This window comes from Hymenobacter sp. UYAg731 (assembly GCF_054061335.1).
In genome coordinates this window covers 146,652-170,555 of the sequence record NZ_JBSSEC010000005.1, presented here as the reverse complement: position 1 = coordinate 170,555, position 23,904 = coordinate 146,652, and the positions used below count along the sequence as shown (strand labels likewise).

Here is a 23,904-nt window from a genome sequence, read left to right as displayed (position 1 = left end):
GGGGAACGGGGCTGCTTGTTGGAGAAAAAATCAAGCGCCCTACCTTCGTCCAGCCCTGAAGCTACCCCCGCCCGCTTCCCGCCGCCCGCCCCATGCCCGACCTCGACCTGCCCCTGCTGCCCCTGCCCACCCGCGCCGACGTGGCCGATACCACCGCCCCGCGCCTGCTCATCATCTACACTGGCGGCACGGTGGGCATGGCCCTGAGCCGCGCCGGCGACCTGGTGCCCATGCAGTTCGGCCGGCTCGACCGCAAGATGCCCGAGCTCACGCGCCTGCCCTTCCGGCTGGCGCTGCTGAGCCTGCCCGAACCCATCGACAGCAGCAATGTGACGCCCGCCGACTGGCTCTTTCTGGCCCAGCTCATTGGCCGGCACTATGCTGATTTCGACGGCTTCGTGGTGCTGCACGGCACCGATACCATGGCTTATTCGGCGGCGGCGCTGAGCTACACTCTGGAGCATCTGGGCAAGCCGGTGGTGTTCACCGGGGCGCAGGTGCCGGTGGGGGCCAACCGCTCCGATGCCCAGCGCAACCTCATCACGGCCCTGGAAATTGCGGCCGCCCGCCACCCCCGCGCCCACACCGTGCGCGTGCCCGAGGTGTGCGTGTTTTTCAACGACGTGCTCATTCGCGGCACACGGGCCAAGAAGGTAGAGAGCCAGCAATTCGCCGCCTTCAAAAGCGAGAATTACCCGCCGCTGGCCCGCGCCGGCATCGGCCTGGAGTTCGACGACAAAAGTATTCGGCTGCTGCCCGGTGCCCGCCTAATAGTCCACCAGCAGCTCGAAACCGGCGTGGCCGTGCTGCCGCTATTTCCGGGTATCACAGAGGCGGTGGTTTCGGCCGTGCTGCACGTACCGGGCCTGCGCGGCTGCGTCCTCGAAACCTACGGCTCGGGCAATGCGCCCACCGCCGGGTGGTTCCTGGATTGTCTGGCCGACGCCCGCCAGCGCGGCGTGTGGCTCCTCAACGTGAGCCAGTGCGAGGAAGGCCGCGTGGTGCAGGGCAAGTACGAAACCAGCGCCCGCTTCGCGGAAATGGGCATCGTGGGCGGCGATGACATTACGACCGAGGCGGCCGTGACCAAGCTCATGTTCGTGCTGGGCCTGGGCGTGAGCGAAGCCCGCACCCGTGAGCTGCTGGCCACCGACTTGCGCGGCGAGATAACGCTTTGAAAATGAGTTAAGAGTTAGAGAAAATGAGTTAAAAGTTAGCAGAACAGCAACTCTTAACTCTTAACTCCTACCTTTTAACTCATTTCTCCCCCTATCTTTGCCCCATCAACCACCATCCTTGAGGGGTGTCCGAGTGGTCGAAGGAGCACGCCTGGAAAGTGTGTATGGGTCAAAAGCTCATCGTGGGTTCGAATCCCATCCCCTCAACGAAATACCCCGTTTCCGGCCTGGGAACGGGGTATTTGCTTTTTCGGGAGAAGCCGGCCTTTCGTTTTTGTGTGTCTGGGTGCCGAAAAAAGCCCCGTGACCTGGCGCGGCGCGGGCTTCACCAGGGCAAATACTTTACCAGTAGCCCAGCCAGGGACGCAAACGCAAAGAGGGCCAGGGCCAGGCGGTTGGCTCGCTTGCCCTGCACGGGAGGCTGGTTGCAGTGGTCAGCAGGGGGCGCGTACGGGACGAAGTGCATGACGAAGGAAATAAGGTTGCTGGAGGTAGCCTATTTATTGCTGGCCCCGGCAGTGCATTACACCTCGGGCACCAGGAAATATCTCACATGTGGGCGGGGCTTATTCGCAAGGGCGATGGTCTAAACCGATTCGCTGAGCAGAGCTAAGTTTACGGTCATTAAAAGCGACGCTTTGCCGTAACTCCCAACTTCCCACCCGCATGCAGCCCACGCCGCTCCCCGCCAAGCCCCATTATCCCATCCTCGATGGCCTGCGGGGCGTGGCGGCCCTGGTGGTGGTGGCGTTTCACCTGTGCGAGGCCCACGCCACCAGCCACCTCGACCAGCTTATCAACCACGGCTACCTGGCGGTTGATTTCTTCTTTTTGCTGTCTGGGTTTGTGATTGGCTACGCCTACGACGACCGATGGGGCAGGATGACGGTGGGCGGTTTCTTCAAGCGGCGGCTGGTGCGGCTGCAGCCGATGGTGGTAATGGGAATGGTGATTGGGGCGGGGTTTTTCTACTTCCAGGCGGGTAGCTTGTGGCCCGCCATCGGCCAGACGCCGGGGTGGCTGGTGCTACTCGTCATGCTCATTGGCTGCATGATGGTGCCGGTGCCGCCCGCCCTCGACATTCGGGGCTGGCACGAAACCTACCCGCTCAACGGGCCGGGCTGGTCGCTGTTCTACGAGTACGTGGCCAACGTCTTGTACGCCACAGTGGTGCGCCGCTTCTCAAACGTGGCCCTGGCCGTGCTGGTGGCGCTGGCGGCGGGGGCGCTGCTGCACCTGGCCGTCACCAGTCCCGCGGGCGATGTCATTGGCGGCTGGTCGCTGGAGCCGGAGCAGCTGCACATCGGGTTCGCCCGCATGATGTATCCGTTTTTTGCGGGGCTGCTGCTGTTTCGGCTGGCCCGGCTGCGCACGGGAATCCGGAATGCCTTTGGGTGGAGCAGCCTGTTGGTGGTGGGCGTGCTGGCCATGCCCCGCATCGGCAGCCCCGCGCACCTGTGGCAAAATGGGCTTTATGATGCGCTGAGCATAATTATCGTCTTCCCCGGCATCATCTTCCTGGGGGCCAGCGGCGTGGTACGCTCAGCCCCGGCCCAGCGGCTATGCCGCTTCCTGGGCGATATTTCGTACCCGATTTACATCACGCACTACCCGCTCATCTACACCTACACGGCCTGGGTAGCGGCGAATAAAGTGCCCCTGCGCAACGGCTGGCCCGTGGCGGCGCTGGTCTTTCTGGCCGCCGTAACCATTGCCTACGCTTGCTTGAAATTTTACGACGAGCCGGTGCGGGCCTGGTTGAAGAAGAAGGTGTTGGGGAATGGGGGTGGATGGTCGTAGCCCTTCGGCAGGCCGAAGCTCACCGTGCGCTGCGGCCCCAGCACGTAGCGGCAGGGCACGGCCACGCGGCGGCCGTCCACCACCTGGTACGCATACGGCTGCTGCTCCGTAACGCGGCGCGGCCAACGCTGATGCCGATTTGCAGGGCACCACCTACCACGGTCAGCGACTCCTCGCCCTCTTAGCGCAACTTAATGCGGGCGGCATCTGCCCCGGCGGCCAGCTCGAAATCGTACTCCATCACGGCCCCACGCGCGTACAGGCGCAGGTCGGTGCCGGGGTAGAACTGGCTGGTAGCGCACGTCGGTGAGGGTGGGCACGTGGGCCACAGGCGGCGTGCCGGCCACGGCATCAGAAAAGGCAAATAAGGCACTGCCCAGGCAAAGTCAACGCGTAAGGGTACGACGCATGAAACAGGGTGGAGGTGGGGAAAAACAACTACTGCCGGACAGCAAAAGACCCTGCTGGGGGCAGGGTCTGACTTTCCGGGGGTGAATCCCGGTGAATTGCCAGATTTATCGTGGTGGGTATTGATTTGGTAATCTGGCCCAGTGGGTGGTTTTGGCCAGCCCTCACCCCACCGTGGCTACTGGCTGGACGCGAACCCACCTCCCCGTGAATTGGCCAATTGCCCCGCCGCCCGGCCCAAACCCGGCGGGCCTGCTACTTTTGGGGCCTGCCTGCCTCGCCCCGCTTCTTCTCCTGATGACCGACCAACCCACTTCGCCGCCCCCCGCCTACTTCCTGTCCCTGAGCCTGGAAAACGTGCGCAGCTTCGGGGAGAAGCAGACGATTTCCTTCGCCCGCCCCGATGGAAGGCCGGCGCAGTGGACGATTATTCTCGGGGATAATGGGGTGGGGAAGACGACGGTGTTGAAGGCGTTGGCGGGGTCAAGACCTACTCATAAGTCAACACCATTTGATTCGACAAGCTACGCTCCAGCATTATATAAATCAGAATATTCAGAATGGGTTCCTAATAGAAATGTTGCTACCCAAACAACCATACGTGCAGGAGTTCAATACAACGAAAAACTAGTTAAGCCGATAAATCGGGATTACTTAGTTTGGGTTGAAGAAACGTCAATTACCTATGGAGTCGACAAAAAAGGTAATTATACTCTCGGAAGCGCCCTGCTATTTAATGAGAATGAAATAGGGCTCAAATGTTACGGTTATGGTGCTGGGCGTACCACGGGAAACTCTATGCTTAGTGAGGCACCAGTTAATGTTGATACTTGTATCAGTTTGTTTAATGACCGTGCGGATTTACTGAATCCTGAAGAATGGTTCTTGCAGATGGAATACAGTTCACTTAAAGGAGACGTACAAGCAGCAAAGTGTTTAGAACAAGTGCGAAAAGCTTTGCTATTGGTCTTGCTTGAAGTAACCAATATCCGTATTTCCAGCAAAGGCTATCAACAATACTTAGAATTAGAAACCCCTTACGGCTGGGTGCGCCTGCGCGACATGAGCCTGGGCTACCAAACCCTGGTGGTGTGGCTCACCGACTTCGCCAGCAAGCTCTTCATCCGCTACCCCGAGAGCGCGAACCCGCTGGAAGAGCCCGCCATCGTGCTCATCGATGAAATCGACCTGCACCTGCACCCGGAATGGCAGCGCAAGCTCATCGGCTTCCTGAGCGGGATTTTTAAGAACACGCAGTTCATTGCCACTGCCCACAGCCCGCTGGTGGTGCAGGCCGCCGGCGACGCCGGGGCCAACGTGGTGCTGCTGCGCCGCGAAGGCGACCAGACCGTGGTGGTACCCGACCTGCCCGACGTGCGGCGCTGGCGCATCGAGCAAATCCTCAGCAGCGAGCTATTCGAGGACACGTCCCCGCTCTCGCCCCAAACCGAAGCCGACCTGAAACGCCGCAACGAGCTGCTACTAAAGAAGCGCCCCACCGCCAAAGATAAAGCTGAGCTGGAGCGCCTGAATGCCCTGTTCGCCGACCAGCCCGTGGGCACCACCCGCCCCGAGCGCCGGGCCGAGGACCTGCTGGCCCGCCTCGCGCGCAACCTGAATCTGGACGAACAATAACCCTCGTTGTCATGATTCGGGTTGTGAAAAGCCAGCCGCCTCCTGCGCCACTGGGCAGCAGCGGGGCAAGGCACTTAGCCAAGCTCAAAGAAGCTCAGGAAGCCGACCCGGCTGCCTGCCAGCAGTTGGGAAGCAAGCTGCTGGATTCCAAAAAGGGCATCTACAACGATGCGCGGGTAAAGGAGCGCCTCCAGTACGACCAACACGACAAGTGCTGCTATTGCGAATGGAAGCCCACCGATAACTACGGCGACGTAGAGCACTTTCGGCCCAAAGGCGGCGTGCAGCAAACCCTGAACGGCCCCTTGGAAAAGCCCGGCTACTACTGGCTGGCCTACGAATGGAGCAACCTGTACTACGCCTGCATCTACTGCAATCAGAAGTACAAGACCAATTACTTCCCGCTGCGCAATTCAGCCGCCCGGGCGCTGAGTCATGCCGACGTGCTGACGCTGGAAGAGCCGCTGTTGGTGGACCCCGCGACGGAAGACCCGGCTGCTCATCTGACATTTGCACAAGACACCATCAAATTCTTAACCGACCGGGGCGACGAATGCATTAAGGCGTTCGGCCTGGACCGGCCCGAATTGATTCAGCGCCGCATCAATCATCTGAAACTGCTCCAGTACGCTCGGCAGATAGGCGACTTGCGCATGAGCCGTCCTTTAAACCGGGCGGCGGCCAAGTTTCTGCGGGACTTTAATTTCACCTTTGCCGAAGGCGTGGCCGAGGTAGCCTGGGCGCGGGCGCTCTGGCAGGAAGCGGCCTTCGGCAATGCCGAGTTTGCCGGCATGATGCGCGCCAACTTCCCGCACCTGCCCCAACGGTAACGCCTCCTTCCCAACCCCAACCGTAAAAACCCGTTACCTTCCCCGGCGCAATCCCTAACCTTCTCAGCGCTCACTTATGACCCCAACCCCGACGCTCCCCGCCGCCGCCGCTGGCGCGGTCGAAAAAGACAACAAGCGCATCACCACCGGCTGGACGTTCTACGACTGGGCCAACTCGGTGTACCCTCTGGTAATCACCAGCTCCATTTTCCCGATTTACTGGTCCAGCGTCATCAAACAGATAACGCACACCGACAGCGGCCAGAGCCCCGTGAGCTTCCTAGGCATGATGGTGCCCGGCTCGTCGCTGCTGAACTACGCCATTTCGGTGTCGTTCCTGCTCATTGCCATCGTCAGCCCGTTCCTCACCTCGCTGGCTGACTTTTCGGGCCGCAAGAAGCTGTTCCTGCAAATCTTCTGCTACATCGGGGCGGTGTCGTGCGCGGGGCTGTACTTCTTTTCGCCGGCCACGCTCACCTTGTCCACGTTCATTTTCGTGGCGGCCACGGTGGGCTTTTCGGGCAGCATCGTGTTCTACAATTCCTACCTGCCCGAAATTTCTTCGGAAGAGAAGTTTGATTCGCTCTCGGCCAAAGGCTTTTCGATGGGCTATATCGGCTCGGTTATTCTGTTGGTGACCTGCCTGGTGATAAACCAGTTTCACGATAAAATCGGCATCGGGGCCGAGCGCGCCGCCCAGATTTCGTTCCTGCTCACCGGCCTGTGGTGGGCCGGCTTTGCCCAGATTCCCTTCGCCACGCTGCCGTCCGACCGGGGCCGCCCCGCCGATGCCCCCGAAGCCAAAGGCGGCTGGTTGCTCAACGGTTTCCACGAGTTGGGCAAGGTGTGGGACCAGCTCAAGCAGCTGCCCAACGTGAAGAAATTCCTGCTCGCCTATTTCACCTACAACATGGGCGTGCAAACGGTGATGTACGTGGCCACCCTCTTCGGTACCGATGAATTGCACCTCGAATCGGGCGCGCTCATCCTCACCATTCTGCTGTTGCAGGTGGTGGCCATTGCGGGCGCTTACCTGTTCGCTAAGCTCTCCGAGCGCATCGGCAATACGCGCGCCCTGAGCTGGTCGGTGTTCATTTGGATGCTGATTTGCATTGCCGGTTACTTCGTGCAGGCTGGCTGGAGCTTCTACGCGCTGGCGGCGGTTATTGGCCTGACAATGGGTGCTATCCAGAGCCTGAGCCGCAGCACCTACTCCAAAATCATTCCTGAGAATACGCCTAATTCGGCCGCCTTCTTCAGCTTTTTCGATGTGACCGAGAAGCTGAGCATCGTGATTGGCACGGCCACATTCGGCATCATCAACCAGGTCACCGGTTCGATGCGCAACAGCCTGCTAGCCCTCATTGTGTTCTTCATCCTGGGCCTGTATTTCCTGCTCCAGCTGCGCGGCAAGAAGCTGCGCGAAGACGTGGTGGTCCCCGCATTTCCGGGCCCGCCGCCCGCCTCGGCCATGGATAGCACCCCGAGCACCCTGAAGTAAAACCGGCCCTCGTCCGTCTCAGCCAAACGGGCGGTCATTGGCTGCCCGTTCAACTTTCTTCCCACTCCCATTTTTTCTGTTTCATGAGCGAAACCACCGCCCCCACCCGTCTCACCCCACAGGCCGCCCTGGCCCAGGAAGCCCAGCGCGAGCTGGCCCTGACCCGCCGCCTCCTGGAGCGCGTGCCTACCGACAAGTTCGACTGGCAGCCCCACCCCAAAAGCATGAAGCTGGGCACCCTGGCTTCGCACATGGCCAACCTGGTGGGTTTCCTGCAGATGTCGCTGGGTGGAGCTACCACCGACATGGCCACCGTGCAAATGCCCCCGTCGCCCACCCACACCGACGAGGTATTGCGCCGCTTTGATATAAACGGCGAAAACCTGCACAAGGCCCTGTCCGACATCGACGACGCCACTTTTTGGGAGATGTGGAGCATGAACCGGGGCGAGCAAACCATCATGGCCATGCCCCGCATTATGGTGGCCCGCGTGATGGTGCTCAACCACCTCATCCACCATCGCGGCCAGATGAGCGTGTACCTGCGCCTGCTCGATATTCCGGTGCCCGCCATCTACGGCGGCTCGGCCGACGAAGCTCCGCAGCGGTAGCGCCGGCCCATCGTAATAACCTAAAAAGGCCTGCGGAACATTGTTCAGCAGGCCTTTTGACTTTGGGGAATGATTATTTCCGCCCGAATACCCGCTCGCCGCCAATCCACGTTTGCAGCACCTGCGCGCCGCGCAATTTCTCGTTCGGGGCCGTCAGCAAGTCAGTATCCAGCACCACGAAATCGGCCAGCATACCGGGTTTAATCTGGCCTTTGCGCTTCTCCTCGAAGGCGGCGTGGGCGGCCCAGGTGGTCATGCCGCGCAAGGCCTGCTCGCGGGTAATGGCGTTTTCCATCTGGAAGCCGCCTTTGGGAAAGTTCTTCGCATCCTGCCGGGCTACGGCCGAGTGGAAGCCGAACAGCGGGTTGATATTCTCTACCGGAAAGTCGGAACCCAGGGCCAGCTGGCCGTACTGTTTCAGCAATTCGGCGTAGGCGTAGGCCGTTTTCAGGCGGGCCGCGCCCAACCGTTCGCCGGCCCAATACATATCGGACGTGGCGTGGGTGGGCTGCACCGAGGGCACAATGCCGAACTGCCCGAACTTGGGCATGTCTGCCGGCGTCACAACCTGGGCGTGTTCGATGCGCCAGCGCCGGTCTTTCTGGCCCTTCAACGCCTCACCGTAGATATTGAGGATGATGCGGTTGGCCGAGTCGCCAATGGCGTGGGTGTTCATTTGGAACTTGGAGGCGGCAATCTCCTTGGCCAGGGCGCGGTACTCTTTTTCGGTGGAAAGCAGGAAGCCGGTTTCCTTGGGCCGGTCGGCGTACGGGTTCACCAGGCAGGCCCCGCGCGAACCGAGCGCGCCGTCGGCGTACACTTTGAAGGAATTGATAGTGAGCTGGTCGGTGAGAACCGGGCCATTTTTGAGGTAGTAGGCGCGGTTGGTCGGCGTCGGGTTCAGCATGGCGTAGAGGCGCAGGTGTAGCTTCTTTTGCTGCTGCAAGGCCGCCATCTGGTCGATGTTGGCTTTGTCTAGCCCGGCATCGGCGAGGCTGGTGAGGCCCACGGCCAGGCAGTTTTGCTGGGCTTGCAGCAGGAGTTGAGCGGCCTGGGCAGGAGCCGGGTCGGGGATTTTGCTGCTCACGAGGCGCGTGGCGTTATCAACCAGCAGGCCCGTTAGGCGGCCTTGCGCATCGCGCGTAATAATGCCGCCGCTGATGGGCGTGCGGGCCGTGACACCAGCCAAATCCAGCGCCTTCTGGTTCACGAGCGCGGCGTGGCCGTCCACGCGGACAAGCAGCACTGGCACGTCGGGAAACAGCTGGTCGAGCGTGTCTTTGGTCGGGAACTGCTTGGTGGGCCAGTCGTTTTGGTCCCAGCCGCGGCCCGTGAGCCAGGCGGCCTGCGGGTATTTCTTCCGGTTCTGCTGCAGCTTCTGAATCACCTCTTTCCAAGAGTTCGTACCCACCAAATCGGCACTGGGCAGGGCCAGGGCGTAGCGATAGAAGTGGCAGTGCGCGTCGTAAAAACCGGGATAGATAAACTTGCCGCCCGCGTCCACTTCCTGCGTCGCCTGGTACTTCGCTTTCAACTCAGCGGCCGGGCCAACGGCCACGAATTTGCCATCTTTCACCGCAAAAGCTTCGGCTTTCGAAAAGGTCGAATCGACGGTATAAACCGTGGCGTTGGTCACCAGCAAATCCACAGCTTCGCGCTTGGCTCCGCAGCCGCTGAGCAGCGCTAGGGCTAGGAGGGAGGCGGCGAGTTTTTGAGATAATTCAGGTATTGATGTGTGCATGGGCAGGCGGGAATTATGACAAAAAAGGCCCGTCATGCAGAACGCAGCGAAGCATCTTTACCACAATAGTAATCCATTCGAAAGGATTAGGGGTGGCGGGTAAGATGCTTCGCTGCACTCTGCATGACGGGCTACGAAATCGATAGAATCCGCAAAAATGTGCGCTTTCTACTCGAAGCGCATGTGCTTCACCGACTCGCCCGAGAACTGCAGCTCCTGCAGCGATTCGATGCCGATTTGCAGGTGGCGCTTCACGAAATCGGTGGTCACTTTCGAGTCCGATTCCGAGGTTTTCACGCCTTCGGGGGTCATCGGGTTGTCGCTCACCAGCAGCAGCGCGCCGTGCGGAATGTCGTTCATGAAACCGACTACGAAAATGGTGGCCGTTTCCATGTCCACGGCCAGGGCGCGCACCCGGCGCAGGTAGTCCTTGAAATCCTGGTCGTGCTCCCACACGCGGCGGTTGGTGGTGTACACGGTGCCGGTGTAGTAGTCCAGCTCGTGCTTCTTAATCATGGAAGAAACAGCGCGTTGCAGGCGGAAGGAGGGCAGCGCCGGAATTTCCTTGGGCAGGTAGTCGTCGGAAGTACCGTCGCCGCGAATGGCCGCGATGGGTAGCACGAGGTCGCCGAGCTTGGTCTTTTTCAGGCCGCCGCATTTGCCCAGAAACAACGCCGCCTTGGGCTTGATGGCCGAAAGCAAATCCATGACCGTGGCCGCCATTGGCGAGCCCATGCCGAAGTTGATGATGGTGATGCCGTGGGCCGTGGCCGTTTGCATGGGCTTGTCCAGCCCGCGCACTTCCACGTCAAACTGCTCGGCAAACATATACACGTAATTGCTGAAATTGGTGAGCAGAATGTACTGCCCGAAGTCGCTCAGCGGCACGCCGGTGTAGCGCGGCAGCCAGTTATTAACAATCTCTTCTTTGGTCTTCATAAAAGGTGTTTGAGTGGCTGAATGGCTAAGTTCGGGAGTGAGAAAAGGGTATGCGTTTCGGCGTCACTTAGCCACTCAGTTGCTCAGTCACTCGATACCAGACCCCTACCTTTGGAGGTGATGCAAGCCCTGGACCTGCCGCCTTTCGAGGCCAAACTTACGCAATCGGCCACAAACCAACCGCTCATCTGGGATGGGCTGCGGCGCAAACACGTCGTGCTCACGCCCGAGGAGTGGGTGCGCCAGCACGTCGTGCATTTCCTAATCAACCACCTGGGCTACCCACGCGGCCTGCTGGCTCTGGAGCGCGGCCTGCGCTACAACCAGCGCCAAAAGCGCACCGACCTGCTGGCCCTCGACCCCGCCGGCCAGCCCCTGCTGCTGGTGGAGTGCAAAGCGCCCTCCGTGCCCATCACGCAGGCCGTGGCCCGGCAGGCCACTACCTACAACCAGACCATTGGGGCACCGCTACTGCTGCTCACCAACGGCCTGGTTCATTACTGCTGGCGGGTGGATTTTGTGATGCGTACCAACGAGCGTCTGGAGGAAATACCAGCTTTCGTAGATGCTATTTGACAACTTCAGCGAATTGTTCATGAGTAAATTGCCTTTAAAAAAGAATTGCAAAAAGCCCGGCCGCAACTGCTTGCGACCGGGCCTTTCAACTTGAAAACTAGGGGCTGAACGCCTTAGTTCTTCGGCTTGATTTTCGTCTTGTTGCGCTTGTCCTTCACCTTGGTGTCGGCGGGAATAACGGTTTCGGCTGGGGCTGCCTGGATTACCGTAGTCGAAGCCGGGTCAGTGGTGGTTGTGGTCGATTCCGTGGTGGTCGAGGAAGCGGGAGCGGGCGTGGCCGTCGGGTACGTGGCCGGAGCGGGCGTCACCGTGGTCTGGCGCGTGGTGGTCGTGCTGGTGCTGCTCTGGGCATTGGCCGAGAAACCACAGACGGCGAGGAACAAAGCGAGAATGAGGGGTTGCTTTTTCATAGGTCAGAAAAGGTTGAGTGAAACAAATTCCCACGCCGGTTAAAGCATGATATTTGAGTTGCCTTTAACGGAAAAAAACAAGTTCGGGTTCGTTTTGAATGTAAATAGGTGTTGTGAAGCTATTTGTAGAGGCGATTATCCAACAGCCCGTTCACGTAGAATTGCACGCAGGCTCGGAGCTCGTCCCCGTATTTCTTCACCAACGCCGGGTTCGGGTGCGCCACGGGCTCGTTGGGAATAAAATGGGTCTGGTAGGGGTAGAGGCGCACTTCGTTCTTGTTCGTCAACTCGGTCACGAAGTCGGAATGCACGAGATAGTACGAGTCGCCGTCGCGGAAAATGGCCCGGCCCGGGCTGGCCGTATCGAACACTGATGAGCCGAAGGGCAGCAGCGCCGTTTGCTCCTGCGTCAGGCCCAGCACGTCGAGCACCGAGGCGGGCACGTCGAGCTGCTCCGTGATGCGGTGCGGGTTGGCGGCTGGCAGCGGCTGGCCGGGACGGAAAAATAGCAGCGGCGTTTTGTGCACGCCCAGCGGGTTCTGGTAGCCGGCACGGTCCGACTGCGACGTGTGGTCGGCCGTGAGCACGAACAGCGTGTGCGCGTACCACGGCTCCTGGCTGGCCGCCGCGAAAAACTTCCGCAGCGCCATATCCGCGTAAGCAATGGTGGGGTGAATGGGCTGGGTGCCGGCCGCGAATTTACCCTTGTACTTCGCCGGCAGCGAGAATGGCTCGTGCGAGCTAAGCGTGAATATCGTGGCCATAAATGGCTGCTTGGTAGCCGTGAGCCGCTGGTTAAAGTATTGCAGGTAGGGCTCATCGAAAATGCCCCAATGGCCGTCGTAGTCGGGGCTGGCCCCGCCGCCGGGGTACTCGTTCAGGCCGTAGTAATGCTGCATCCCGGCAATGCCGGCAAACATATCGAAGCCCATGGTGCCGTTGGAGCCGGCGTGGTACATGGCCGTGTTGTAGCCGTGGCGGCCCAGGATTTCGCCCAGCCCGTGCAGCTCCGCCGTCTGGAAGCTGGAGGTGATAAAGGGCTCATCCATCAGCGAAGGCAGGCCCGAGAGCACGGCCGGCAGCGCCTCGATGGAGCGGCGGCCGTTGGCGTAATTCTCCCGCATCAGCCGCGCGCCGGGAGCTGCGGCCAATGAATCGAAAAAGGGGGTGAAGCTGCCCTGGCCGCCGTTTTCCACCCCGTTATACTCCGAGCCGAAGCTTTCGAGCAGCAGCACCACCACGTTGTTGGGCGGGGCGGGGGCAGTAGTCCGGGCGGGCAGCGGGGCGGCGCTCAGGGCCGGGCGCAGCGCCGTGGTGGTGGGAAAGTAGCTCACCCGGTCAACCTGCACTTCATCGAAGGATTTCAGGACCGTAAACGTGCTGTTCAGGGCCAGGTGGCCGAGCACGGCGGGCTGTTGCTCGAAGGCAATGCCGGTGCGCAGCGGCTTGAGCTGCCAGCCGCCGCGCAGGCCCAGCACCACCAGGCCCACCGTGAGCAGAAACTCCACGGTGCGCTGCACCCAGCGCCGGCGGCCGGCGGGCGCGACCAGCTCGGCCGGCGTGGGCATGGGGCACAGCCGCCACAGCAGGTACACCAGCCCCAAAAGCGGAATGGCCAGGTACCAGTATTGCAAGCCAATCTGCCCGGCCTGCTGGGCAATGTCGTGCCCAATGGTGCTCCACTCGTTGCTCAGCCGCCGCCCGATAAATTTAAAGTACTCCCAGTCAATGATGTTAATTAAAAACCCCGGCACGTTCAGCAGCACAAACAGCCCGCGCAGCCATTGCTGCCCGCTCCGCGACCCCACCGGCACGAGCAGCGACAGCAGCACCAGCAGCAGGTTCAGCCACAGCAGCGCGGCCACATCGAACCGCAGCCCATGCACAAAAGCCAGCGCCACCGGTCCCGCCTCAATGCCCCGGAACGTGACCAGATTCAGGCAGTAAAAGCCCAGGCGGAGCAGCGTGTAAACGGCCATCAGCAGCGCAAAGCGGCGCAGCAGCAGGCGGATATTGGGAGAGGGAAACATGAGGTCAGTAGGCGTTTGTCATTGTGAGTGGAGCGCAGCGAAACGCGGCAACCCGTCCTCCCAAAGCGACAAACTTAAAAGATGTGAAAAGCCCCGATACTGCGCAGTATCGGGGCTTTACTATAAAATGGGTATCGCATTATCAGGCTGGTCGCATCGAAAGGACAGATTGCCGCGTTCCGCTGCGCTCCACTCGCAATGACAGTCCCTACTTACAACTATACGGCCGCCAGCTCCAGCACGGTTTCCACGTTCACCAAGGGCAGGCCCCAGGCATCGGCTACGCCTTTGTACACGACTTCGCCGTGTACCACATTCAGGCCGAGGCGCAGGGCCTCGTCGCGGCGGCAGGCTTCCTGCCAGCCCTGGTTGGCCAGTTTCACGGCGTAGGGCAGGGTGGCGTTGGTCAGGGCCAGGGTCGAGGTGTAGGGCACCGCGCCGGGCATGTTGGCCACGCAGTAATGCACCACGTCGTCGATGATGAAGGTGGGGTTTTCGTGGGTGGTGGGGTGGCAGGTTTCGATGCAACCGCCCTGGTCCACGGCCACGTCCACGACCACGGTGCCGGGACGCATGGTCTTCAGCATGTCGCGGGTGATGAGGTGCGGGGCCTTCGCGCCGGGAATCAACACTGCGCCCACAATCAGGTCGGAGGTTTTGATGGCTTCGCGGATGTTGTACTCGTTGGAATACTGCGTCACCACATTTTTGGGCATGAAGTCGTCCAGTTCGCGCAGGCGGTTCAGGCTAACGTCCATAATGGTGACCTGCGCACCGAGGCCGGCGGCCACTTTTGCGGCCTGCGTGCCAACCACGCCGCCACCCAGTATCAGCACGTTGGCCGGCTTCACGCCGGGCACGCCGCCGAGCAGAATGCCGCGGCCTTTCAGAGGTTTCTCCAGGTACTTGGCGCCTTCCTGCGGGGCCATGCGGCCGGCCACTTCGCTCATCGGGATGAGCAGGGGCAGGGCGCGGTTGCTGAGTTCCACCGTCTCATACGCCAGGCATATGGCCTTGCGCTCAATCATGGCGTGGGTCAGCTCCTCGCCGCTGGCAAAGTGGAAGTACGTGAACAGCAGCTGGTTCTCCTTGATGAGCGGGTACTCCTCAGCAATCGGCTCCTTCACTTTGATAATCATCTCGGCCTGCCCGTACACCTCGGCAATGGTGGAGAGGATGGTCGCGCCGGCCGTCTGGTACTCCTCGTCCGAGAAGCCCGAGCCTTCGCCGGCCGTGTGCTGCACCAGCAGGGTATGGCCGTGCTTGCGCAGCTCAGCTACGCCGGCGGGCGTGAGGCCCACGCGGTTTTCATTATTTTTAATCTCCTTAGGAACGCCAATAATCATGAGCGAAGTGGGAAAGTGATGGGAGTGGGGAGGTGAGCTTTCGAGCCGCAAAGATAGGGCGCGGGCCTAGTACCCGGTGCGCCAAAATTTGGTTCAGCCTACGCTTCCGCCAGCAGCGCATTCAGGTCCAGGGCGCGGGTGTACATCTGCACTTCGCCGTCTGGCGTCATGGGCCATTGCCCGCGGGGCCGGTCCCAGTACAGCTCCACGCCGTTGCCGTCGGGGTCGTCGAGGTAAATGGCTTCCGACACGCCGTGGTCGGCCGAGCCGGTGATGGGGTAATTGGCGGCCACCAGTTGCCGGAGCGCGCCCGCCAGCTCGGCCCGCGTGGCGTAGAGAATGGCGGTGTGGTACAGCCCCGCGCCCTGCTTGCGGGCGGGCGGCCCGCCCAGGCTATTCCAGGTATTGAGCCCGATGTGGTGATGGTAGCCGCCGGCCGAAATAAACGCCGCCTGATTCCCAAACCGCTGCATCACCTGGAAGCCCAGAATGTCGCGGTAAAAACCCAGCGCTTTGTCGATATCGGTGACTTGCAGATGAATGTGGCCGATGCGGGTTCGCGCCGGGACTTCGTAGGCGGCGCTGGCTACGGGTGCGGCGCTGCTGGTTTCGTTTGCCATGATGAAGCTGATAATCAAATGGATTAATGTACCGACATTAATCCAAAATCGCTCCATAAAAAGCCCCGCCAAATTGGCAGGACTTCCCGGCAATTAGGGAAAAAGCCGGGGCCGTCCTAATCTGCGTAAACCGCTACAATCTGCGGACAATTTTAGCGGTGCGGAGGTTAATCGAAGCCCCGAATTTGGGTATATCTTTTTTCGTTTTGGCGCCCCATCCGCACGATTTGGCGTTCGAAGTCTTTGGGGTCGTTGAGGATTTTATAAAACTCACTTAAATAGTGCGTAGCAAATTCCTGCTCATCCCGGCTGAGATAGGGACAGGCCAGGTACACGTTGTAGAGCGCGGCGCGTCGGGAATTAAAAAGGTCCCGAACGGCGGCATACGTCTCCGGCGAGAAGTAGTAGCCGCGAAACAGGCGCTGCCGCACCGACGTGATACCAAGCTGCTCGGGCGGCACCGCGTACGGGGCCATCACCAGCCCGCTGTAATCGAAATCAAAGGCCACCGGTAGCGGTGGGGTAATCAGACTCCGGACCAGCAGCTTGGTATTGTGCCGGTAGGGCACCGACCAATCTGTGTTGCCAATCATGTATTGGAAGATGACCATCGTGGCCGTGGCCGGTTGGTTCAGGTTTTCCATGCCCATGAACAATGGTTTTGGTAACACTGTGGTTTGATTGCGCCGCGCAAGGGCATCGGTATTCTCCAGAAAGAAACCGTAATGCACGGAAGTGCTGGCCCGTCCGCCGTTATCCCGGTAGGTAATGCGGCACAGCCGGACCCGGTAGCTCAAGTCCGTCAGCACATTGTAGAGCTTGTAGACCAAATATTCCCGCAGGGTATAGTCGTCGGAGAGGCAGTGGGTGGTTAGTTTCAATTCGGCTACCGGCCCAAAGAGGGCGCTTGGCCCGGTGGGCGGCGGAAACTTTACCAGCAGTGGCGGGAAGCCACACACGGCGGGGTCTTTGCGCCGGTTGCCGCGCACCTGTACGGCCAGCGTTTGCGTGCCGCCGTTGGCACCCCGGTAGGAGAGCAAGGCCGGGTGGAGCCCGGGACTAGCGCCCCGGTCTTTCAGGACTTGTTCCAGCGGCAGCGAGAGCGTGAGCTCAACGATTTCATCGCTGGTAAAGAAGGGGTTATCGGCGGCGTATGCCTTCCCCTGCGCCGGCCAGCCAACCAGTGCCAATGCCGGCTGGCTAAGCAGCAGGCCGTAACAAACCAGAACCAGAAGAGAAATCATCACGGCAGTGGGCCAACGCGGGGCGGCCCTTTAAGAAAATCCGGCCCGGCGAAGCACTCAACCAGGACGGTGACTGACGGCTCAGCCTGGAATAACAGGCTGAGGACACACGTTATCAGCGTTTAAACAACGCCTCAATCGACTTGCCCTGGCCTTGGGCAAAGGGAATGCCCAGCATGTAGGCCACGGTGGACGGCACGTCGACCAGGGTGCAGGTATCCTTCACGGTGCGGCCCTTTTTGAAATCCGGCCCCAAGGCCAGCAGGCTGATGTGGCGGCAGCCCTCGCAGCCATCGCCGTGCTCGGTCCACCCCGGCGGCACGGTGTCGAGGTGGCGGCCGTGGTCGTTGGTCACGAACAGCGCCGTGTTGTTGCGGTAGGCTTTGTTCTTCTGCAAAAACTCATAGAGCTGCATCACATAACGGTCATCGCGCGCAATGCCGCGGATGTAGTTGGGCCAGTTGCCGGCGTGGGCAAAGCCGTCGGGCTCCATAAAATTGATGAGCACCAGGTTGGGCTGGTACTGCGTCAGAATGCGCTTGACGGCTATCAGCGTTAGGGAATCGGCGCGGTAGCCGGTGCCCGGGCCGTTGACGCCGCAGTCGACGGAAGGCGGGAACTGGTCCTTCCATTCGGGGTTGAGGGTACTGGCCAGAATGTAGAGCTTGTCTTTGCTGGTGATGAGCCAGGCGGCGGTGGCGGGTTTGCCGGTGGCTTTGCGCCACAACTGAAAGAGGGAAGGCTGTTGCGGAAACTCCTTGTCGAAGTTGTCAATGGGCTGGTTGATGCCCGTGGTTAGGGCCGTGTGCCCGGAGTTGGTGTAGGTGTACCCGTTGTTATAAAAGGCAGAAAAATACACGCCCCTGGCCTTGAGGCTGCCCGACATATTGGGAATGTTGCCCGGAATGTTGCCCCACGTCTCGGAATAGCGCGGGCCATCGATGACCACAATGATGACGTTTTTGGTGCGCAGGCCCTTTTTGGGCGGGGCCGGCGCTCCGCCCACCGCGAAGAGCAGCAGCAGCACCCCGCCAAGCACGTACTTCAGCCCGCCAGTGGCCGTAAGAAAGCGGCTTTGCCGCCCGGAAGGTGCAAAAAAAGCCATGGCGCTTGACGGAATAACTGTGGTTTCTGCAACAGCCAGCGGCCGTTGGCAGGCATATAACAATTATAAATATACATTATTATATATTGATAACAAAAGGCTCAGTAGAGGTAGCCGATGGCAGTTCAGCTGAAAGTACGAAAGGAGGCTCCTGAAATAGCCACGGGCTCCGGCAGCTGGCCCGGCACCAATTAGTGCTGGCCAGCCGCCGGAGCCCGTGGCAATAGGCTATCCAGGAGATTGTGCTTATTTAAACGGAACTGCCGTGCCGCTTTCCTTCACCATGCTGTTGCCGCTGAGGTCGCGCACGATGTTGGCCTTGAGCATGATTTTGGCGTCGCCGCTCACGTCGTTGGAGGTGATGGTTACGGCGTCGCTCACCTGCCCGAGCTGGCGCTGGCTGTAGAGCAGCTCCACCACGGCGCTCTGGCCGGGCGCGATGGGGGCGGGGTTGTTCTTGTAGCCCACGCAGTAGCAGCCCGAGGTGAGCGCGCCCAGCACTAGCTCGGTTTTGCCGGTATTCTTCACCGTAAAGCGGGCGGTGGGCTGCTGGCCGGCTTCCATCTTACCAAAATCGTGGGTGCTTTGGTCGAGCACGAGGTGGGGCGAGGCGGCCAGCTGGGCGGGCGTGAGCGTGGGCTTAATCTGGTCTTTGGTGAGCACCGTGCCTTTGATGCTGAGGACCTTGCTGGCTTCGGTGGCATTGCTGGTCACGGTCACCGTTTTGTTGAACACGCCGGGGCGGCCGGCACTGCTGTATATGGCTTTGATGACGCCCATCTTGCCGGGCAGGACCGGGGTTTTGGTCCAGTCGGGCGTGGTGCAGCCGCAGCTGGCCTGCACGTTGGCAATGATAACGGGCTGGTTGCCGGTGTTTTTGAACTTGAACTCGTGGATGGCCATCGTGCCTTCGGGCACGTTGCCGAAGTCGTGGTTGTCGGTTGTGAACTGCATCACGCCCTGGGCGTGGGCCGCGCCGGCCAAAGCCAGCAGGCAAATAGTAAGGAGTTTCTTCATGATTTCTAAACCCTGAGCCGGTAATCAAAAGCCGGGGCGGGTGGTTTTGAAGGAGAAAAAGAAAGCCGTGAACAACAGTGTTGGGCTGAGAATCAGCAGGGAATACCGATTACCGCCGCACCCCAAATATACGGCCAAACCCCGCCACGCCACCCACCCGGCCCCGATTCCGTATTTTTGCAGCACGGCCCCGGCCGCTCGCCCTATCCGCTCCAGAATTCCCACGTATCCTGACCCCTATTATATGTCCGCAGCCGAAACCGCCGTGCCCACGCTAGCCGCGCCCCTCACCAAGGCCGACTTCCTCACCGATTACCGCCTGGCCTGGGAAAGCCGCCACGCCTCGCTGGCCGGCCGCAAAGAAGTATTCATGGGCAAGGCCAAGTTTGGCATCTTCGGCGATGGCAAGGAAGTGCCGCAGCTGGCCATGGCCCGCGCCTTCCAGGACGGTGACTTCCGCGCCGGCTACTACCGCGACCAGACGTTTATGGCCGCCATCGGCCAGCTTACCTGGGAGCAGTATTTCGCCCAGCTCTACGCCAACCCCGACGTGGAAGCTGAGCCCGCCACGGCCGGCCGCGCCATGAACGGCCATTTCGCCACCCGCATGCTGGACGACGACGGCAACCTGACCGACCTCGCCCACACCAAAAACTCCTCGGCCGATATTTCGCCCACCGCCGGCCAGATGCCGCGCCTGCTGGGCCTGGCCTACGCCTCCAAGCTGTTTCGCCAGAACCCCGAGCTCCACCAGTTTGACACACTTTCGACCAACGGCAACGAAGTAGCCTTCGGCACCATCGGCAACGCCAGCACGTCGGAGGGCATGTTTTTTGAAGCTCTGAATGCCGCCGGCGTGCTGCAAGTGCCCATGCTGGTGAGCGTGTGGGACGACCATTACGGCATCTCCGTTCCGGCTGAGTACCAGACCACCAAGCAAAGCATCAGCGAAATTATGATGGGTTTGCAGCGCGAGGGCGAAGGCCAGTCGGGCTTCGAGATTTACGTGGTGCGGGGCTGGGACTACGCCGGACTGGTGGATACCTACCAGCGCGCCGCCGCCGTGTGCCGCGAGCAGCACGTCCCTGTCCTCATCCACGTCACGGAACTCACGCAGCCGCAGGGCCACAGCACCAGCGGCTCGCACGAGCGCTACAAGAGCAAGGACCGCCTGACCTGGGAAGAGGACCACGACTGCCTGCACAAGCTGCGCGAGTGGCTGCTGGCCGAGGGTCACGCCACTGAGCTGGAGCTGGACGAAATCGAAAAAGCCGCCGCCGCCGTTATTAAAACGGCCCGTACCGCCGCCTGGGCCGCCTTCTTCGACCCCATCAAAGCTGAGCGCGACGAGGCCGTGGCCCTGCTCGAGAAGCTGGTGGCCGACACCGGCACCGAAAACACGCTGCACGAGCAGGTGGAGCAGCTGAAAACTAATCCCACGCCCATCCGGGCCGATATTGTTCGGACAATGCGCCGCGTGCTGCGTGCTGTGCGCAACGAGAAGCGCAGCTTCGGCCGCCGCTCGGTTCAGCGCCACCTGGAGCAGTTGCTGGCCGAAAACGCCGACCGCTACAACTCCAACCTGTTCAGCCAGAGCGAGCTGGCGGTAGGTAACATCGAAGAAGTGGCCGCCACTTACGCCGCCGATGCGCCCGTGGTGGACGGCCGCGAGGTGCTGCAAGCCTGCTTCGACGCCAACTTCCAGCGCGACCCCAAAATATTCGCCATTGGCGAGGACGTGGGCAAGATTGGCGACGTAAACCAAGCCTTTGCCGGCTTGCAGGACAAATTTGGCGAGCTGCGCGTGACCGATACCGGCATCCGCGAATGCACCATTGTGGGACAGGGGATTGGGGCCGCGCTGCGAGGCTTGCGGCCGATTACCGAAATCCAGTACCTTGATTATCTGCTGTATGCCATCCAGATTCTGAGCGACGACCTGGCCTGCCTGCAATACCGCACCAAGGGCGGCCAGAAGGCTCCCCTCATCGTACGGACGCGCGGGCACCGGCTGGAGGGCGTGTGGCATTCCGGCTCGCCCATGCAGATGATTCTGGGCAGTATCCGGGGCATCCATTTGTGCGTGCCGCGCAACATGGTGCAGGCCGCCGGCTTCTATAACACACTGCTGCGCAGCGACGAGCCCGCCATCGTAATCGAATGCCTGAATGGCTACCGCCTGAAAGAGAAAACGCCCAGCAACGTGGGCGAATTCACCCTGCCGCTGGGCCGCCCCGAGGTGCTGAAAAAAGGCACCGACGTAACGGTGGTCACCTACGGCTCGATGTGCCGCATCGTGATGGACGCTGCCAAGCAGCTGGCCGAAGTGGGTATTTCCGTGGAGGTTATCGACGTGCAAACCCTGCTGCCCTTCGACACCGACCACCTAATCGCCGACAGCCTCCAGAAAACCAATCGTGTGTTGTTTGCCGACGAGGACGTGCCCGGCGGCGGCACCGCCTTCATGATGCAACACGTACTGGACGAGCAGCAGGCCTACCGCTTCCTCGACGCGCAGCCGCGTTGCCTGGCCGCGCAGGCCCACCGCCCGGCCTACAGCTCCGACGGCGACTACTTCAGCAAGCCCAACGCTGAGGACGTGTTCGACACCATCTACGAGATGATGAGCGAGGATGCGCCGGAGCAGTTCCCGGCTATCTATTGAGGAGTTGGCAGGGTAGGCTGGCTCTCGGGCCGGCCTACAGCGTCACCTCGCTGGTGGTGATTTTGTTGCTCTCGTGTAGGCCACGGTCCAGGATGCTGATTTCGAACCGGAAAACCTGGCCGGGGGCGAATACGGTGCCATCAAGGAAGATGGGCAGCTTGTAGCGCAGCTCGCCTTTCAGCGGCGCGGCGCGGCCATCGGCTCCATTCAGACGCGGGTATTGGCTGTCGTATTCGCCCACGATACCGCCGGGAAATGGGGGCTGGGCCGGAGTTACAAAAAAGTCGAAATCCTTAACGGAATTCTTTTTGTAGGGCTGGATAAAGTAGTTGTAGCTGTAGCCCCGGTTGTTGTGCCCACCGGTTTTGGTATTGAAGGGCGCTACGGCGAGGTCCTGGTCGCTCAGGCCCAGGTCGCCGTCGCCGTCGCGGAAGCCGAGCACGAATTCGAGCGTATCTCGGCCCACGTTGCCATTTAAGCCGGCAATGTGGGTCACCTTGACTTCCTTAAACTCAATTTCGGGCGTGTTTGAGTAATTGGGGGCGTTGAGGCAGCCGCTGAGGCCCACCCCGGCCAGGCCAAGGAAAGCAACTCCGCTCAGGGTACGAAACAGGTTCATAAAGACAGAAAGTGAGAAGTCAGCAGCACAACGGCCGAAGTGGCCCCAAAGTACGTTCTTCCCAACGAATAGCCAAGGTGGTTGGTTCGGGATTACCCGCTAATCTGGTTATCGGCTCATGAGTTTCCGTTCCGAATTTCTGCAAGGCCTGCCCCAGGTGACGGCCGCCACATTTGAGGCCGCCGCGCTGGCGCTGTTTCGGCACCAGGCCGCGCACTGCCCGCCCTACGCGGCCTATCTGAAAGCGCTATCCTTTCCCTCTGCCCACGTCGCGCATTTCGAGGAAATCCCGTTTCTGCCCATCGAGTTTTTCAAAACCCACGAGGTACGCACGAATCCAGCAAATTGGGAGCCGCAGGAAGTATTTCTCAGCAGCGGCACCACGCTGCAACAGCGCAGCCGTCACCTAGTGCGCGAGCCGGCCCTGTACCGCGAAAACGCGGCCCGCATCTTCGAGCAATCCTACGGCCCGCTCACGGACTGGACGTTTCTGGCGCTTCTGCCCTCGTATCTGGAGCAGGGCAATTCTTCGCTGGTGGCGATGGTCGATTATTTCGCGCAGCAATCGGGCCAGACGCAGCCGGCATTTTCCCTGCACGACCACGCCGCCCTGCGCGCCGCGCTGGCCGAGGCCAAACAAGTGCCCGGCCGTCGCGTCATGCTCATCGGCGTGAGCTACGCGCTGCTGGACTTTGCGCTGGAAGCCGGCCCCGCGCCGGAGCTGCAAGACCTCACCGTGCTCGAAACCGGGGGGATGAAGGGTCGCCGCCGCGAGATGATTCGGGAGGAGCTGCACGCCGAATTACAGCAGGCATTTGGCCCGGCTGGCATTCACTCCGAGTATGGTATGACCGAGTTGCTCAGCCAGGCCTATTCGCTGGGCGATGGCCGTTTCCACTGCCCTTCGCCGATGCAGGTGCTGCTGCGCGACCCGTCGGACCCGTTCTCGATGGGTGATAGGGGCGACGGGGCCATCAACGTGATTGATTTGGCGAACATTGATTCCTGCGCGTTCATCGAAACCAAGGACTTAGCGCGCATGCATCCGGACGGCAGTTTTGATGTGCTGGGACGGATGGATAATTCGGACGTGCGTGGGTGTAACCAGATGGTGTAGCTGCGGGCAAGCGCTTTTCAACTTATTTTTCAACTTATCTTGTTTTGCAAACATTGCCAACGGTAGCATGCTTCCCGAAGGTTTGTTGCGCACAAAGCGCCGCTTTCCGAAACTTACAACTGTGCTGGGTTTCGGCAACCCAGATGTTATGCAATATTTAAAATCATTGCTGTGATATAAACATGAAGTATTTATTAAAAATATGGTTATCAACTTGCACAATTTCCCCATTGCTTATTATACTAATCAATGAGGGATTTAATGACTTGAAATTTGATATGTTTTATAATTGGGTGTTTGCGATAATTTGCGGGTTGTTCTTATCTATTCCTGCAACGATAATTCTATATCTAACTTGGGAAAAAATTAGTGCATACAATTATTCCAAAACAATTTTATCAATCGTATCTTTCTTATTAATCCTTACTACATTTTGTATTGTGGGTTTTAATATCCAAAATTCGGAGAATTTATATTTGGCGTTAATATATTCTATTGTCATGATTATTGCA

The 23,904-nt window shown here is 60.1% G+C and carries 22 protein-coding genes, 1 tRNA gene and 1 pseudogene; 11 read left to right on the top strand and 13 right to left on the bottom strand.

From position 1 onward, the window contains the following. The first annotated feature begins 92 nt into the window (after window positions 1–92). Together ACVWYF_RS16600 and ACVWYF_RS16595 are read left to right on the top strand one after the other, a co-directional pair. Window positions 93–1,178 carry an asparaginase gene (locus tag ACVWYF_RS16600; RefSeq protein ID WP_457070017.1) on the top strand — a complete coding sequence of 362 codons (1,086 nt, stop codon included), beginning with the start codon at window positions 93–95 and terminating at the stop codon, window positions 1,176–1,178. 119 nt (window positions 1,179–1,297) lie between these two features. Next, window positions 1,298–1,385 (top strand) — tRNA-Ser (locus tag ACVWYF_RS16595). Between the two features lie 118 nt (window positions 1,386–1,503). On the opposite strand, the gene ACVWYF_RS16590 is transcribed toward ACVWYF_RS16595, so the two are convergent. After that, complete coding sequence (locus ACVWYF_RS16590) at window positions 1,504–1,644, bottom strand: hypothetical protein (protein ID WP_457070015.1); 141 nt, start codon at window positions 1,642–1,644, stop codon at window positions 1,504–1,506. A gap of 200 nt (window positions 1,645–1,844) precedes the next feature. Here ACVWYF_RS16590 and ACVWYF_RS16585 point away from each other — a divergent pair, with 200 nt between their 5' ends. After that, complete coding sequence (locus tag ACVWYF_RS16585) at window positions 1,845–2,978, top strand: acyltransferase family protein (protein WP_457070013.1); 1,134 nt, start codon at window positions 1,845–1,847, stop codon at window positions 2,976–2,978. Here the strand turns inward: ACVWYF_RS16585 and ACVWYF_RS16580 are convergent. Together ACVWYF_RS16580 and ACVWYF_RS16575 are read right to left on the bottom strand one after the other, a co-directional pair. Next, the gene (locus tag ACVWYF_RS16580; protein ID WP_457070011.1) at window positions 2,912–3,058 is read right to left on the bottom strand and encodes a hypothetical protein; all 147 of its coding nucleotides are present in this window, start codon (window positions 3,056–3,058) and stop codon (window positions 2,912–2,914) included. The two genes, ACVWYF_RS16585 and ACVWYF_RS16580, sit on opposite strands and share 67 nt — an antisense overlap. A gap of 101 nt (window positions 3,059–3,159) precedes the next feature. After that, window positions 3,160–3,330 carry a DUF7948 domain-containing protein gene (locus ACVWYF_RS16575; protein ID WP_457070009.1) on the bottom strand — a complete coding sequence of 57 codons (171 nt, stop codon included), beginning with the start codon at window positions 3,328–3,330 and terminating at the stop codon, window positions 3,160–3,162. A 353-nt stretch (window positions 3,331–3,683) separates the two neighbouring features. Between ACVWYF_RS16575 and ACVWYF_RS16570 the strand changes: the two are divergent. From ACVWYF_RS16570 to ACVWYF_RS16550, 5 genes and pseudogenes are all read left to right on the top strand, one after another. After that, window positions 3,684–3,854: pseudogene (locus ACVWYF_RS16570) on the top strand (AAA family ATPase); the annotation flags it as partial. Between the two features lie 501 nt (window positions 3,855–4,355). Beyond that, window positions 4,356–5,021, top strand: a complete 666-nt coding sequence (locus ACVWYF_RS16565; RefSeq protein ID WP_457070586.1) for an AAA family ATPase — start codon at window positions 4,356–4,358, stop codon at window positions 5,019–5,021. A gap of 11 nt (window positions 5,022–5,032) precedes the next feature. Continuing rightward, window positions 5,033–5,851, top strand: coding sequence for a hypothetical protein (locus ACVWYF_RS16560; RefSeq protein WP_457070007.1), 819 nt, complete (start codon window positions 5,033–5,035; stop codon window positions 5,849–5,851). Window positions 5,852–5,927: 76 nt separating this feature from the next. Next, on the top strand, window positions 5,928–7,352 hold the full coding sequence (locus ACVWYF_RS16555; RefSeq protein ID WP_457070005.1) for an MFS transporter: 1,425 nt from the start codon (window positions 5,928–5,930) through the stop codon (window positions 7,350–7,352). Between the two features lie 83 nt (window positions 7,353–7,435). Beyond that, window positions 7,436–7,963 (top strand): DinB family protein, encoded by a 528-nt coding sequence (locus ACVWYF_RS16550; RefSeq protein ID WP_457070003.1) that lies wholly within the window; start codon window positions 7,436–7,438, stop codon window positions 7,961–7,963. A gap of 73 nt (window positions 7,964–8,036) precedes the next feature. Here the strand turns inward: ACVWYF_RS16550 and ACVWYF_RS16545 are convergent, their stop codons facing one another. Together ACVWYF_RS16545 and ACVWYF_RS16540 are read right to left on the bottom strand one after the other, a co-directional pair. After that, window positions 8,037–9,704, bottom strand: a complete 1,668-nt coding sequence (locus tag ACVWYF_RS16545) for an amidohydrolase (protein ID WP_457070001.1) — start codon at window positions 9,702–9,704, stop codon at window positions 8,037–8,039. 168 nt (window positions 9,705–9,872) lie between these two features. Further along, window positions 9,873–10,643: an AMP nucleosidase gene (locus ACVWYF_RS16540; protein ID WP_457069999.1), complete on the bottom strand. Its 771-nt coding sequence runs from the start codon at window positions 10,641–10,643 to the stop codon at window positions 9,873–9,875. Between the two features lie 120 nt (window positions 10,644–10,763). Between ACVWYF_RS16540 and ACVWYF_RS16535 the strand changes: the two genes are divergently transcribed. Continuing rightward, on the top strand, window positions 10,764–11,219 hold the full coding sequence (locus ACVWYF_RS16535) for a type I restriction enzyme HsdR N-terminal domain-containing protein (RefSeq protein WP_457069997.1): 456 nt from the start codon (window positions 10,764–10,766) through the stop codon (window positions 11,217–11,219). A 113-nt stretch (window positions 11,220–11,332) separates the two neighbouring features. Here ACVWYF_RS16535 and ACVWYF_RS16530 read toward each other — a convergent pair whose 3' ends face one another. The 7 genes from ACVWYF_RS16530 to ACVWYF_RS16500 form a co-directional block, all read right to left on the bottom strand. Next, the gene (locus ACVWYF_RS16530; RefSeq protein WP_457069995.1) at window positions 11,333–11,629 is read right to left on the bottom strand and encodes a hypothetical protein; all 297 of its coding nucleotides are present in this window, start codon (window positions 11,627–11,629) and stop codon (window positions 11,333–11,335) included. Between the two features lie 119 nt (window positions 11,630–11,748). Next, window positions 11,749–13,659, bottom strand: coding sequence for an LTA synthase family protein (locus ACVWYF_RS16525; protein ID WP_457069993.1), 1,911 nt, complete (start codon window positions 13,657–13,659; stop codon window positions 11,749–11,751). A gap of 218 nt (window positions 13,660–13,877) precedes the next feature. Then, window positions 13,878–15,005, bottom strand: a complete 1,128-nt coding sequence (gene ald, locus ACVWYF_RS16520; protein WP_457069991.1) for an alanine dehydrogenase — start codon at window positions 15,003–15,005, stop codon at window positions 13,878–13,880. 98 nt (window positions 15,006–15,103) lie between these two features. Continuing rightward, the gene (locus ACVWYF_RS16515; protein ID WP_457069989.1) at window positions 15,104–15,625 is read right to left on the bottom strand and encodes a VOC family protein; all 522 of its coding nucleotides are present in this window, start codon (window positions 15,623–15,625) and stop codon (window positions 15,104–15,106) included. A gap of 167 nt (window positions 15,626–15,792) precedes the next feature. Next, the gene (locus tag ACVWYF_RS16510) at window positions 15,793–16,872 is read right to left on the bottom strand and encodes a hypothetical protein (RefSeq protein WP_457069987.1); all 1,080 of its coding nucleotides are present in this window, start codon (window positions 16,870–16,872) and stop codon (window positions 15,793–15,795) included. 112 nt (window positions 16,873–16,984) lie between these two features. Continuing rightward, entirely contained in the window at window positions 16,985–17,974 is a 990-nt protein-coding gene (locus tag ACVWYF_RS16505) for a sulfatase-like hydrolase/transferase (RefSeq protein ID WP_457069985.1), read from the bottom strand. Window positions 17,975–18,220: 246 nt separating this feature from the next. Continuing rightward, window positions 18,221–18,991: a DUF1573 domain-containing protein gene (locus tag ACVWYF_RS16500; RefSeq protein WP_457069983.1), complete on the bottom strand. Its 771-nt coding sequence runs from the start codon at window positions 18,989–18,991 to the stop codon at window positions 18,221–18,223. 244 nt (window positions 18,992–19,235) lie between these two features. Here ACVWYF_RS16500 and ACVWYF_RS16495 point away from each other — a divergent pair, with 244 nt between their 5' ends. Beyond that, entirely contained in the window at window positions 19,236–21,656 is a 2,421-nt protein-coding gene (locus ACVWYF_RS16495) for an alpha-ketoacid dehydrogenase subunit alpha/beta (protein ID WP_457069981.1), read from the top strand. 34 nt (window positions 21,657–21,690) lie between these two features. Here ACVWYF_RS16495 and ACVWYF_RS16490 read toward each other — a convergent pair whose 3' ends face one another. Continuing rightward, window positions 21,691–22,275, bottom strand: a complete 585-nt coding sequence (locus tag ACVWYF_RS16490) for a hypothetical protein (protein WP_457069979.1) — start codon at window positions 22,273–22,275, stop codon at window positions 21,691–21,693. Window positions 22,276–22,393: 118 nt separating this feature from the next. Between ACVWYF_RS16490 and ACVWYF_RS16485 the strand changes: the two genes are divergently transcribed. Beyond that, complete coding sequence (locus ACVWYF_RS16485; protein WP_457069977.1) at window positions 22,394–23,392, top strand: acyl transferase; 999 nt, start codon at window positions 22,394–22,396, stop codon at window positions 23,390–23,392. Window positions 23,393–23,904 lie beyond the last annotated feature (512 nt).

Coding starts and splice junctions, on each gene's coding strand:
- ACVWYF_RS16600 (WP_457070017.1), top strand. CDS start 93: ATGCCCGACCTCGACCTGCCCCTGCTGCCCCTGCCCACCCGCGCCGAC.
- ACVWYF_RS16590 (WP_457070015.1), bottom strand. CDS start 1,644: ATGCACTTCGTCCCGTACGCGCCCCCTGCTGACCACTGCAACCAGCCT.
- ACVWYF_RS16585 (WP_457070013.1), top strand. CDS start 1,845: ATGCAGCCCACGCCGCTCCCCGCCAAGCCCCATTATCCCATCCTCGAT.
- ACVWYF_RS16575 (WP_457070009.1), bottom strand. CDS start 3,330: ATGCCGTGGCCGGCACGCCGCCTGTGGCCCACGTGCCCACCCTCACCG.
- ACVWYF_RS16560 (WP_457070007.1), top strand. CDS start 5,033: ATGATTCGGGTTGTGAAAAGCCAGCCGCCTCCTGCGCCACTGGGCAGC.
- ACVWYF_RS16555 (WP_457070005.1), top strand. CDS start 5,928: ATGACCCCAACCCCGACGCTCCCCGCCGCCGCCGCTGGCGCGGTCGAA.
- ACVWYF_RS16550 (WP_457070003.1), top strand. CDS start 7,436: ATGAGCGAAACCACCGCCCCCACCCGTCTCACCCCACAGGCCGCCCTG.
- ACVWYF_RS16545 (WP_457070001.1), bottom strand. CDS start 9,704: ATGCACACATCAATACCTGAATTATCTCAAAAACTCGCCGCCTCCCTC.
- ACVWYF_RS16540 (WP_457069999.1), bottom strand. CDS start 10,643: ATGAAGACCAAAGAAGAGATTGTTAATAACTGGCTGCCGCGCTACACC.
- ACVWYF_RS16535 (WP_457069997.1), top strand. CDS start 10,764: ATGCAAGCCCTGGACCTGCCGCCTTTCGAGGCCAAACTTACGCAATCG.
- ACVWYF_RS16530 (WP_457069995.1), bottom strand. CDS start 11,629: ATGAAAAAGCAACCCCTCATTCTCGCTTTGTTCCTCGCCGTCTGTGGT.
- ACVWYF_RS16525 (WP_457069993.1), bottom strand. CDS start 13,659: ATGTTTCCCTCTCCCAATATCCGCCTGCTGCTGCGCCGCTTTGCGCTG.
- ald (WP_457069991.1), bottom strand. CDS start 15,005: ATGATTATTGGCGTTCCTAAGGAGATTAAAAATAATGAAAACCGCGTG.
- ACVWYF_RS16515 (WP_457069989.1), bottom strand. CDS start 15,625: ATGGCAAACGAAACCAGCAGCGCCGCACCCGTAGCCAGCGCCGCCTAC.
- ACVWYF_RS16505 (WP_457069985.1), bottom strand. CDS start 17,974: ATGGCTTTTTTTGCACCTTCCGGGCGGCAAAGCCGCTTTCTTACGGCC.
- ACVWYF_RS16500 (WP_457069983.1), bottom strand. CDS start 18,991: ATGAAGAAACTCCTTACTATTTGCCTGCTGGCTTTGGCCGGCGCGGCC.
- ACVWYF_RS16495 (WP_457069981.1), top strand. CDS start 19,236: ATGTCCGCAGCCGAAACCGCCGTGCCCACGCTAGCCGCGCCCCTCACC.
- ACVWYF_RS16490 (WP_457069979.1), bottom strand. CDS start 22,275: ATGAACCTGTTTCGTACCCTGAGCGGAGTTGCTTTCCTTGGCCTGGCC.
- ACVWYF_RS16485 (WP_457069977.1), top strand. CDS start 22,394: ATGAGTTTCCGTTCCGAATTTCTGCAAGGCCTGCCCCAGGTGACGGCC.